Origin of the sequence: Pseudomonas sp. PA-6-3C, from assembly GCF_021605825.1 — a bacterium.
Classification (GTDB): domain Bacteria; phylum Pseudomonadota; class Gammaproteobacteria; order Pseudomonadales; family Pseudomonadaceae; genus Aquipseudomonas; species Aquipseudomonas edaphica.
Genome location: NZ_WKDV01000006.1, coordinates 134,972 through 147,023 on the forward strand (window position 1 = coordinate 134,972; position 12,052 = coordinate 147,023).

Genomic DNA, 12,052 nt, shown 5'->3' on the forward strand with positions numbered 1-12,052 from the left:
GCGCCGCCCACCGCTACAGGCCTCGAGCAGCGGGGCTTGACGCTCGTTGCCAGGAAACCGCGCAAACCTGTGAATTCTCAACGTATGTAACACCCTTGATACCACTTAGGGGAAACCCCGATTACCACCTTGATGGCACTTTGATATATAGCGCGCCCTTCCCAACCTAACAAGGTCTGAAGACCGACCCGGGAACCGGTTCAAATCGCCTAAGGAGCACTAAGATGTCATTGAGGAATATGCCGATCGGTCTGCGCGCCAGCCTGAGTTTTGGGGTGTTGGCCAGCATGCTGGTGATCGTCGGAATGTTTGGCCTGGGGCAGATGGCCAAGCTGCGCGAAAGCGCGTTGGTGATTGAAGAATCGTGGATGCCGAGCATCGAGAATATCCACGACGCTGCCGCCTGCATCGCCAGCATCCGCCTGGAGTCGATGCGCATGGCGACCACTGACGAATCACGGATCCGCGACAACAGCAAAAGCCTGATCGCCAACCAGCGCAGCGAACTCAACACCCTGCTGGAGCACCACGCAGACCTGCTCAGCGGCGACGACGAACGCGCCATGCTCAAGCAGCTCAACATCAATGTGAACACTTACAACAGTATCGTCAGCCAGATGGTGGAGCTGGTCGACAAGGACCAGCAGCAAGACGCCATCGACCTGCTCAGCACGCGCCTCGGCCCGCAGGGCACGCTCCTGAATAAAAGCCTGGAGGACATGATTACCTTCAACCAAAAAGGCGTGGAAACCGCAGCAGACACGGCGGCGCAGATGTATACCAGCGCGCAGTGGGTGGTCGGCCTGATCATTGTGTGCGCGCTGATCGCGACCTTGTTGCTCGCCTGGCTGCTGACCCGCAGCATCACCGCCCCGCTCGGCCAGGCCCTGGCCGTGGCGCGCACCATTGCCGGTGGTGATTTGAGCCAGCCCGTCGTGGTCAAAGGCAGCGACGAACCGGCGCAACTGTTGACGGCCCTGGCCACCATGCAGGACCAGTTGCGCACCACCCTCCATGGCATCAGCGAGTCGGCGCAGCAACTGGCGTCCGCAGCCGAAGAGATGAGTTCGGTGATGGAGCAGAGCACCCGTGGCTTGCAAGCGCAGAACGATGAGATCGAACAGGCCGCCACCGCCGTCAACGAGATGAGCGCAGCAGTGGACGAAGTCGCGGCCAATGCAGTGTCCAGCGCCGAGGCATCCAAGGCCTCCGACGAAGACAGCAAGCACGGTCATTACCAGATCAGCGAAACCATCAGCTCGATCCAGAACCTGGTGGACGAAGTGCTCGGCGCCTCGAACAAGGCCGAAGGGTTGGCCGTACAAGCCCAGGACATCAGCAAAGTGCTGGAAGTGATCCGCGGCATCGCCGGGCAAACCAACCTGCTGGCGCTGAATGCCGCCATCGAAGCCGCCCGCGCAGGTGAGGCCGGGCGTGGGTTTGCAGTGGTGGCCGACGAGGTGCGCTCGCTGGCGCAACGCACTCAGGACTCCACCGAAGAAATCGAGCAGATGATCAACGGCATCCAGCAAGGCACCCAAGGCACCGTCGAAGCGCTCAACAGCAGCGCCGAGCACGCCGGCCAGACCTTGCAGCGGGCCAACAACGCCGGCAGCGCCCTGGAAAAAATCACCGCCGCTATCTCGCAAATCAGTGAACGCAACCTGGTGATCGCCAGCGCCGCCGAGCAACAGGCGCTGGTGGCCCGCGACGTCGACCGCAGCCTGGTTAACATTCGCGACCTGTCGACCCAGACCGCCGCCGGTGCCACCCAGACCTCTGCGGCCAGCCACGAATTGTCGCGCCTGGCGGTGGACCTCAACGGCATGGTCACGCGGTTTGTCCTGTAATTAGCGATTGTGTCGCGCAGGCCACTGGGCAACACTCGCCGCCTTATTGATGTAGGAGTGTTCCGTGAGACCTGTCGACACCCTGTACCTGTTGGGGCTGGCTGCCATTTGGGGCGCCAGCTTCCTGTTCATGCGCATCATTGCGCCGGAAATCGGCACGGTGCCGACTGCGTTTTTTCGCGTGTCGATTGCTGCCGCCGGGTTGCTGGTAATTCTCACGATGATGCGCGTGAACTGGGACTTCCAGGGCAAGTTCAAAACCGTGCTGCTGCTCGGCGTGATCAACTCCGGGATTCCCGCCACCATGTACTCCGTGGCGGCCCAGGTGCTGCCGGCAGGCTACTCGGCGATCTTCAACGCCACCACGCCGTTGATGGGCGTGTTGATTGGTGGGCTGTTCTTCAGTGAACGCCTGACGCCTTCGAAAATCGCCGGTGTGTGTTTGGGCCTGTTTGGCGTAGGAGTCCTGACCCGAGCCGGGCCGGTAGCCTTTGATCTGGACTTGTTGATGGGCGCACTAGCCTGTCTGCTGGCCACCACGTGCTACGGCTTTGCCGGTTTCCTTGCGCGGCGCTGGCTCGATCAACGTGGCGGCCTGGACAGCCGGCTTGCGGCGTTGGGCAGCATGCTCGGCGCTACCCTTTTCTTACTGCCGTTCTTTGCCTACAGCGCCATCAGCCATCCACCAGCGAGCTGGGGTGGTTGGCAGGTATGGTCTTCGTTGCTGGGGTTGGGGCTGGTGTGTACGGCGTTTGCCTACATCCTGTACTTCCGTTTGCTGTCGTCCATTGGGCCGGTGAAGTCGATGACGGTGACGTTTATGATTCCGCCGTTTGGGGTGTTGTGGGGGGCGTTGTTGCTGGGGGAGCCGTTGTCGATGGCGCATTTGTATGGGGGGGTGTTGATTGGGGGGGCGTTGTGGTTGGTGTTGCGCCGAACACATTGACTAAGGCGCTGTAAAGTCAGCAGGCTTGCTGCCCTTTTTTGAACCGACAATCGTCAAAACAAACGGCCAATTACCCTCGTGTCCACTCCCAACCTGAGTGGACGCGTTAAGACTACTGAAACGAGGATTCGACTAAGGGAAGGTTTCAGCATCCACCAAACTTTTGGCATTTGTGTCTTTAGCCGAAAGTGTAGGCGGTTCGGAAATCGGCCACTCAATAGCGACATGCGCGTCATTCCACGCAAGACTGCGCTCGTGCTCCGGCGCCCAATAATCGGTCGTTTTGTAGAGAAACTCAGCCGATTCCGAAAGCACCACAAAACCATGGGCGAACCCTTCCGGTATCCAGAGCTGCGCACGGTTACTGGCACTGAGGTGGGCGCCCACCCACTTGCCGAATGTAGGCGAGCTTTGACGTAAGTCCACGGCCACGTCAAAGACTTCTCCTTGTACAACACGAACTAGCTTTCCTTGGGCCTGCTTGATCTGGTAATGCAGCCCGCGAAGTACGCCGCGCACTGACTTGGAATGGTTGTCTTGCACGAATTGAACAGGTTTTCCGACGGCCTCTTCGAAAACTTTCTGATTGAAACTTTCATAGAAAAAACCGCGCTCGTCCCCGAATACGTTCGGTTCAAACAGAAGAACATCTGGAATGGCGAGGGAAGTGGCTTTCATCTTTACGATGTCTCCAAGGTGTTATCAGAGCCGGCTTGGCGGCGGTACAGGGCAAATAAACTTAAGGCAACATCACACGATGCCGCCTTACAGTCGGCTCTTTAAAAAATCTTTTCGTGCAGCAGGCGCTTCAGGTATTTACCGTAACCGCTTTTAGAAAGCGGTGCCGCAAGCATCTCCAACTGCTCTGCATCAATCCACTTTTGACGAAATGCAATCTCTTCGGGGCAAGCCACTTTAAGCCCCTGACGATGCTCGAGCGTAGCGATGAAACTACTGGCCTCCAGCAACGAATCGTGGGTGCCGGTGTCGAGCCATGCATAACCGCGGCCCATGATTTCCACCGACAGCTTGCCGCGTTCCATATAAACACGGTTGAGATCAGTAATCTCGAGTTCGCCACGAGGTGATGGCTTGATGCTCTTGGCAATTTCAACGACGTCGTGGTCGTAGAAATAAAGGCCTGTTACCGCGTAATTTGACTTGGGTTGCAGCGGTTTCTCTTCAAGACTGATGGCTTTGCCTTGCGCATCAAAATCTACAACGCCATAACGCTCCGGATCGTTCACGTGGTAGGCAAAAACGCTGGCGCCGTCCTCACGCAGCATCGCACTCTTGAGCAGCTCATCAAAATGATGACCGTGGTAGATATTGTCACCCAACACCAAGGCAGACAGATCATTACCAATAAACTCCTCACCGATAATGAACGCTTGGGCCAGGCCGTCCGGTGATGCTTGTACGGCATAGGAGATATTCAACCCCCAATTACTGCCATCCCCCAAAAGCTGTTCGAAGCGCGGGGTGTCCTGCGGCGTGGAAATAATCAGAATGTCGCGGATACCTGCCAACATCAATGTGGTCAGCGGATAATAAATCATCGGCTTGTCATAAACGGGCAGCAGCTGCTTGGAAATAGCCAGGGTCGCAGGGTGCAGGCGTGTGCCCGAACCACCCGCCAAAATAATTCCTTTACGTTTGAGCATTTTCATTTCTCTAGAATTTCTATCAGCATCCGTGCCACACCGCCCTGCCAATCTGGCAAACGAAGTGAGAAGGCATTCTGCAATTTGTGAGTGTTAAGTCGAGAGTTGCCCGGGCGCTTGGCAGGTGTCGGATACGCAGTGGTCGCAATCGCACCTATCGATGCAGGCGCAACCTTGAGTACCACACCGGCCGCTTGCGCTTGCTCGAGTACAAAACGAGCGTAGCGGTGCCAGGTGGTCTCGCCTGCAGCCGCAAGATGGTAAACGCCTCCCAGTTGAGGGTCCATGCGCATCGCGCGGATAGCATGAGCAGTGACATCCGCCAGAAGGTCCGCGCCGGTCGGCGTGCCAAACTGATCGTCGATGACATTCAGGCTGTCACACTCGATAGCCAGGCGCAGCATGGTTTTGGCGAAGTTGTTACCTCGCGCTGCGTACACCCAACTTGTACGGAAGATAAGATGCGCGCAACCAGATGTCTGAATGGCGTGCTCACCTTGTAGCTTGGTAGTGCCATAAACGCTCAGAGGCCCCGTCGGGTCGCTTTCCTGCCAGGGCGTATCGCCGTCGCCGGCGAACACATAGTCAGTCGAATAATGCACCAGTAAGGCATTCAGCTTTCGGGCTTCTGCTGCCAATACTGCCGGAGCCTCAGCGTTGACTCGCAACGCTTGCTCAGGCTCACTTTCGGCCTTATCAACGGCAGTGTAGGCCGCGGCGTTAACAATTATGTCAGGCGCAAAGCGCTGCACAGTGGCCGCCAATCCTTTCAAGTCGGCCAAGTCACCGCAGTAATCCTGGCTTTTTGAGTCCAGCGCCAGGACTTGACCCAAAGGCGCCAAACTGCGTTGGAGTTCCCAGCCTACCTGGCCATTTTTGCCCAGCAGAAGAATCCTCATGCCATTTGGCCGGAGTAATTATTCTCCACGCAACCCGATACAAAACCTGCATCGATAAAGCCTGAACCACCGGTTACTAAAATAATCATTAAGTCACATCTTTTTCTGTAGGGTTGCAAGAACGGGCCCGAGGTTCCTCTGTCCACATCGGCCAGCCGCCCCCCAGCCTTCGTCGTGTAAAACATCTCGACGAGTAACGCACAAGTCACCCGATTGAAAACCATCGTGTGGCTGCATGCAACCATCTGAACGAGCAGGGTTGGCAAGCGCGGGATGTGACGGGTGCGCAAGGAACCCGCTCGACGCCGGATACCCGCCTCTTCTCAGCACCACCAAAATAGCGACGGTCGCTGACAGAGGGAACTCGTACAGTAACTTTGTCACCTGCAGCTTATTTTAGTTGCAGTTAGTGTCCAGATAGTACCCGCCGCCAGGCACTACCTCAACGATCGCTATTCGGGGGGAGATCAACGGGGTTGAACACGCTCTCTCAAGGCTCGCTTAAAGAAGGGATCATCCCCATCGAGTGCCGAGTTCCCGTTTCGATAACGACAATTGCAACGGCATCGGGATTGAACTGTTCAATGAGATCCGTTCGAAAAAAACCATCTTGCACGTGAGCCATCACGATCGTATCAAAATGCTTTTTCAGGAGTGGCAGCAACTCAGTTGAAAATGAATCTCTCAGGAGCAGCAGGGTTTTTCCAGTCTTGGCCTCGGTGTGAAGAACCTGCGGTGCAACCCAGCTATGGTTATCGCTTAAAAAAGTGGTTTTTTCGGGTGGATGGGTCTGCATACCCGCAAATGACACACGATCGTGCGGGACAAAATCTGATATCCCCAACATCAACGACAAATCTCTCGGAGTACCCGCCTTCGTAACCGGAACCGGGGTAAAGGCGGCCATCGGCAAAGGCTGCAGGTCGGCGAAATCTTTAGACATCCTTGTCATTAACTGCTGATAAGCAATATAGGCACCCAATCCTGTCCAATGCGTGTCGAACTCATCATAAAGTTTTTGATTTTGGCGCTCCAAGAAAATAGCTTCCCGCGGGTCGATAATTTGGTCGAAGCCTGCTTTTCTTGAAGCGTTGATGATCTCATCGATTTCGGTAGTCACGCGAACTTCAGGCATCCATTTGGGTCGATTTTCGGGATAAATATCCTCCTTGACCGGGGCCACCATGAAGTAAAACTTCGTATCTCTTTTCTTCAGATAATCTACCCGCTGCCTGAACCCACTCACCCAAGCATCAACACTCGGTTTGTCCAAAATAAGGCTACCCGACATCAGAGACAGATGACTACCGTCGTCATAAAAAAGCCAACCATTCTGCCCCACAATGATGCGTTTCGAGCCTGAGTAACCCACCGTGTATCGGACAAAATTCAGCCGCGTAATCATCTGGGTGCGAAGTGGAAACTGGTCAATCACAAACGCATCCAGTTTCGCCGGTAACGCCGCCCACTCAGGAACACTTTTCGGAAAAGGAGGGAGGCTCGCCAGCACCCTGTTTTCCGCCATTTCGGGTTCCTTAACTTTGAATAAAGGAAACACATGAACGACGGTCATTATCAGAATCACGCCAACAATCAAGAACCACCAATGGTACGTAAGCTTGGTCTCTGTTGGCAGTTCGACACTTTCGGAAACATGGCTCATATGCACGCCTTAGAATCGGAAATAAAGAAATGGGTTAAGCGTACTGCTGGCAAGCAAGAACATGCAGCATCCCCACCCAACTAGCAGAAAATAGGCTGGCAGTGCATGAACGTCCGCCGCATCTCTACCGTGCATGCCAGGCTCCGTAGAACCATTGACTTTGGTTAACCTAAGCTGTGTTCCTAACCAAGGAATAACAGGAAATGAAAGGATGGCTCCGGCGATGAGGGCCAAGACTGTTTCAGGCGTCATCCAGACCATCATGGGCTGCCATACTTGTACGGCACCTCCGAATCCCACCAGCGCCTTGATGATGATCCAAGCCTGGTCAAAACTATCGGCTCTGAAGTACACCCACCCCACCATGACTACAGCCAAAGTGTACGCCCGAGCCAGTAGAGCGGGAGCCGCTTCGAGTATGCCTTTTAAGAACACCCTCTCCAGCACGACAAACAAGCCGTGAAACATGCCCCAAAATATGAAAGTCCACGCCGCACCATGCCAAAGGCCTGTGACAAAAAAAACTATCAGCAGGTTTCGAACCGTTGAAATCTCTCCTCCACGGCTGCCCCCCAACGGAATATAAACATAGTCCCTAAACCAAAAAGATAGGGACATATGCCAGCGACGCCAAAATTCGGTTATAGACTTCGAAGAGTAAGGATAGTCAAAATTTTTGGGAAACCTGAACCCCAACATAAAGGCAAGGCCAATGGCCATATTGGAGTAGCCACAGAAATCAAAGTAGATTTGCAATGTGTAGGCCAGCGTGCCAATCCAAGCGACTACTAAGGTAACGCCCGATGGATCGAGCCCAAATAAATGGTCCGCGGCCGGTGCAACCGAGTTTGCGATCATTACCTTTTGGCACAGCCCGACGATAAAGTACTGAACACCCAGACCAAACTTCTCCACCCCTACCGTTCGATGACGCAACTCTCCTTCGATATCGGTGTATCTAACAATCGGACCCGCAACCAAATGTGGAAACATCATCACATAGGTGGAGAGGCGAACAATACTGGTCTCCGGGCGAATCGTCCGCCTGTACACCTCTACAAGGTAAGACACTAACTGAAAAATAAAGAATGAAATACCCAGTGGTAAATGCATACCAATATGAGTGGATTCAACACCGATTACCCCGGATACAATATCAACAACGAACTGGCTATACTTGAAAACACCGAGAACCAATAAATCCACAACAACAAACACCGCCAGCGCTAATTTTCGATTTCGCCCAACCGCTGCCCCTATTACTTTCCCCGCACTAAAGTTTACCGCCAACAACGCGACCAGCAGTAATAAATAGAGCCCCTCTCCCCACACATAAAATATGGCGCTTGCCGTCAGCAATACCGCATTCTTGATGCCCGTCAAATAATACAGGCACAAAAAAACAGGCAAGAAGTAAAAAATGAACACGACCGAACTGAATACCATTTCTCATTCTTCCATAGCGATTTTTTCGCGGCAATCTACCACAAAACCAGAACAACTCAACTCATTCTGAATATATTGGTCGCAAAGGGGTGTTCCTGCGCTAAAAACGCAGCCATCCGCCAGTTCAATTTGGCCAGACTGGGCATCTGTCTCTTACGCAAGGGAATTACCGACCGCTGCGTCCAAGCTCATTTGAACACTCCAATGGAATGTATGGGCCGCAAAAAAGTGCCAGGCTCTCCAATCATAAGCACCTTGCGCCATACGTGACTCGTCATGTCGAGAGCTGCCATTTGGCCGTCAGACGTTCGCTTTTAGTGCACTACGTGGACTCGAAATAAAAAATAGCACACCACTTGAAGCCAGGGCGTCGACATTTAAGAAAAGCTGAACCGAATCAAAATACCTGGAGGGCTCAGCCTAGTCAATTATAACTCAACCCTAGCTATATGACGCCTCGTCACGGTAGTCGCGCACAACAAAACGATGCTGCCATCTGCTTAGAACCAGAATTCCACCCGAAGACTGAGCTCACCTGCTACCTAAGGGATCGTCAAAATGGAGTTTAAAATATGCGTGGATTAGGGTTGATACTTTTATACATCATAACCGAATATAATCTAATCCCGACATGCGACAACAACATAAAAACAATGGAAAAATAGACGTATAGAAAATCAGAGTAGACACGTATACATGCCTACAGGATTAATAAATTTTGCATATAGAAACAGCTTTGACTACGGCGCACTTAACGATCACAGAAACATGAAAAGGATTCCCTGAAAAACATCAAAACCCCTAAAGTTGATCCCCCCTAACCTTAAGAGAGCGCCTAAACTCCATCATGCTGGATAGCCTTTCCAATTCATCAACAATGAGCTTTAAGTTTCCCAAGCGATCAAGCTTGAGCTAATTGAGCGGGCGGTTACGCTACATTTAAAAAACAATAAGCTCTGCCTTCCAACCGCCAAAAATGTGTGTCTAGCGGAACAACTCAGAAGCTAAAGATTGCCAAGAAGACCATTCACTGCATTGGTAAACAAATGTGATTTTGGATGGCGGAACGTATCATCCTGTTGACGTCTTTCCAGACTCGCGATGCCTTAATTAACGACCATCTCGTCTCAAAATGACCTGGTTCCCGCTTTGGAAAAGGCCGCCACCCCAATCCGGACCTGCTGCATACCACTGTCGCTGAATTACTTACCAAGAGGTTCGCGACCTCCAGTACTGGACTGGTATTCAGGCCCCCGCGAACCGTTGGTACCGTACACCACTGGTCAAAAGTCAACCGTCACGGGCCCCCTTGAGCAACTGGTTCACGCGTCCGGGAGCGACAAGGAGCTTATAAAATGCCCGAACGACCTTTCACCGCCTCACAAGTTCAAACACGCTACCCGTTTCGGCGCTAGTTTTACACCTTCATGAGCAGGGTCTTGATGAGGGCTATCAACGCCAGCCCGTAAACATAGGGCTCCCGCACATTTGTTGCTTGCATGACGTTAAAGTCAACAATATTAATGTTGTCAACCGAGGATATTACGGTGAGGCAGGAAAGAATTTTAATGCAGATCCCTGTTCTTCATTACACTTGAATATGTTAGGCTCCCTTACAATTTTTTTTGCATGAGAGATGGAGCACTCGCGTGTCTGATCAAGCTACGACAATAGCGGTTCTGATTCCCAGCTATAAAGTGAAGAATCACATATTAGACGTAATTCGGCTGATCGGGCCGGAAGTTTCTAAAATCTACGTAGTTGACGATTGCTGCCCGGATGGATCGGGAGATTTCGTTATTGAACACTGTACCGACGAACGCGTAGTAGTATTGCGCAACCCCGTCAACCTGGGCGTCGGCGGAGCGGTGATGACTGGCTACAAGGCCGCCATCGCGGATGGAATCGATATCATCGTGAAGATCGACGGTGATGGACAGATGGACCCCAGCCTGATCAGTGACTTTGTCTCTCCCATCATCGCCGGCAACGCTGACTACACCAAAGGCAATCGCTTTTTCAATTTGGAAAAGATATCCGAAATGCCAAAAATTCGGCTGTTCGGTAATGCTGTCCTGTCATTTATGACGAAATTGTCTTCGGGCTATTGGGAGCTATTCGACCCGACCAACGGCTATACAGCAATTCACAGTGAAATAGCCAAACACCTACCCCTTAACAAGATAAGCCAGCGTTACTTCTTTGAAACTGACATGCTTTTTCGCCTCAACACATTGGGCGGCGTTGTCATTGACATCCCTATGGATGCCAAGTATGAAGATGAAGTCAGCAATCTGAAAATCTCCAAAGTAATTGGAGAGTTTCTCGTCAAACATATCCGAAACTTCGGCAAACGCATTTTTTACAATTATTACCTTCGCGGCATGTCGCTGGCATCGATTGAGCTTCCGCTAGGCATAATACTGTTAGTCGCGGGGTCAACCTTCGGCATTAGCCATTGGATCGAGTCTATGCAATCCAATGTATCGACACCAGCCGGCACTGTGATGCTATCCGCTTTACCTGTCATTGTCGGAATTCAATTTTTACTGGCATTCATCGGCCATGACATTTCATCCTCCCCGCGCCAAGCTTTCCACGTGTTACGCAAAAAACATATCCTGCCTAACAAGGACCACTCAGCATGATTTACCTGATAGCGTTTGCTTGTGTTGTCGGAATTGCCATCGGGCAAATTCTATTTAAGCTTAGCGCTGCGGCCTTGCATCAAAGTGGTAGCTGGTTTGATACCAAAACACTGATTACATTATTTTCAGCTTTCGCACTGTATGGCATCACTACAATTGCCTGGATATGGGTACTGCAGAAGATTGAATTAGGCAAAGCCTACCCATTGATGGCACTTGCATTCGTGCTAGTACCGATTGGAAGTCACTTCATATTGGGAGAGCGCTTCCAACCACAATACTTCGCCGGGGTTGCCATTATCATTTTGGGTATCGTTGTTATCGTAAAGTCTTGAAATCTTCTACGCTAACTCCCGCTCATCAAGATATGCCAATACCCTTGAGACCAGCGTCGACACGTCGTGCTCCAACGTATTAAGGTGAATATCGGGGGCACGTGGGGCTTCGTAAACAGAGTCGATGCCGGTGAATTTTTTGATCAACCCCTTACGGGCTTTCACGTAAAGCCCCTTTGGGTCCCGCCGCTCACACTCAGAAAGTGGGGCATCAATAAAAATCTCAATAAATGCATCAGCGCCGATGACCTCGCGCGCGAGCGTTCGATCTCGCTCGAACGGAGAGATGAATGAGGTGATCACAATAAGACCGGCATCAACGAATAATCGCGATACCTCTGCTACACGCCGGATATTCTCCTCACGATCGGCATCGCTGAACGCCAGATCTCGACACAACCCAAGGCGAACATTGTCGCCATCGATCAAAAAGGTGTGGTGACCCCGCTCAACCAACGCCACTTCAATGGCGTTGGCGACGGTAGTTTTCCCCGCACCGCTAAGCCCGGTCAACCATAATACGAGTGGCTTTTGACCTTTGATCTTGGCTCTCGTGTCGGAACTGACGCTGGAGACCTGAAATACCAAATTATTGCCCATC

At 52.3% G+C, this 12,052-nt stretch carries 10 protein-coding genes; 4 read left to right on the forward strand and 6 right to left on the reverse strand.

Annotated elements, in window-relative coordinates; genetic code table 11:
• Positions 1-287: 287 nt before the first annotated feature.
• Together GIW48_RS06565 and GIW48_RS06570 are read left to right on the forward strand one after the other, a co-directional pair.
• Positions 288-1,850 carry a methyl-accepting chemotaxis protein gene (locus GIW48_RS06565; protein WP_442963557.1) on the forward strand — a complete coding sequence of 521 codons (1,563 nt, stop codon included), beginning with the start codon at positions 288-290 and terminating at the stop codon, positions 1,848-1,850.
• Positions 1,851-1,914: 64 nt separating this feature from the next.
• On the forward strand, positions 1,915-2,796 hold the full coding sequence (locus GIW48_RS06570) for a DMT family transporter (protein WP_176991413.1): 882 nt from the start codon (positions 1,915-1,917) through the stop codon (positions 2,794-2,796).
• A gap of 132 nt (positions 2,797-2,928) precedes the next feature.
• Here the strand turns inward: GIW48_RS06570 and rfbC are convergent, their stop codons facing one another.
• The 5 genes from rfbC to GIW48_RS06595 all read right to left on the reverse strand — a co-directional run bounded on the left by rfbC (position 2,929) and on the right by GIW48_RS06595 (position 8,468).
• Positions 2,929-3,474: a dTDP-4-dehydrorhamnose 3,5-epimerase gene (gene rfbC / locus GIW48_RS06575; protein WP_236460288.1), complete on the reverse strand. Its 546-nt coding sequence runs from the start codon at positions 3,472-3,474 to the stop codon at positions 2,929-2,931.
• A gap of 101 nt (positions 3,475-3,575) precedes the next feature.
• Positions 3,576-4,460 carry a glucose-1-phosphate thymidylyltransferase RfbA gene (gene rfbA / locus GIW48_RS06580; RefSeq protein ID WP_032865395.1) on the reverse strand — a complete coding sequence of 295 codons (885 nt, stop codon included), beginning with the start codon at positions 4,458-4,460 and terminating at the stop codon, positions 3,576-3,578.
• A gap of 2 nt (positions 4,461-4,462) precedes the next feature.
• A complete protein-coding gene (rfbD, locus tag GIW48_RS06585) occupies positions 4,463-5,359 on the reverse strand; it encodes a dTDP-4-dehydrorhamnose reductase (RefSeq protein ID WP_017134833.1) in 897 nt (298 codons plus the stop codon).
• Positions 5,360-5,849: 490 nt separating this feature from the next.
• Complete coding sequence (locus tag GIW48_RS06590; RefSeq protein ID WP_176991415.1) at positions 5,850-7,022, reverse strand: alginate O-acetyltransferase AlgX-related protein; 1,173 nt, start codon at positions 7,020-7,022, stop codon at positions 5,850-5,852.
• A gap of 9 nt (positions 7,023-7,031) precedes the next feature.
• Complete coding sequence (locus GIW48_RS06595; RefSeq protein WP_236460287.1) at positions 7,032-8,468, reverse strand: MBOAT family O-acyltransferase; 1,437 nt, start codon at positions 8,466-8,468, stop codon at positions 7,032-7,034.
• 1,649 nt (positions 8,469-10,117) lie between these two features.
• Between GIW48_RS06595 and GIW48_RS06600 the strand changes: the two genes are divergently transcribed.
• Entirely contained in the window at positions 10,118-11,116 is a 999-nt protein-coding gene (locus GIW48_RS06600) for a glycosyltransferase (protein WP_017134830.1), read from the forward strand.
• The gene (locus GIW48_RS06605; RefSeq protein ID WP_017134829.1) at positions 11,113-11,451 is read left to right on the forward strand and encodes an EamA family transporter; all 339 of its coding nucleotides are present in this window, start codon (positions 11,113-11,115) and stop codon (positions 11,449-11,451) included. Before GIW48_RS06600 ends, GIW48_RS06605 begins: the two co-directional genes overlap by 4 nt.
• 6 nt (positions 11,452-11,457) lie before the next feature.
• Here the strand turns inward: GIW48_RS06605 and cysC are convergent, their stop codons facing one another.
• Positions 11,458-12,051, reverse strand: a complete 594-nt coding sequence (gene cysC / locus GIW48_RS06610; protein WP_017134828.1) for an adenylyl-sulfate kinase — start codon at positions 12,049-12,051, stop codon at positions 11,458-11,460.
• Position 12,052: the final 1 nt, after the last annotated feature.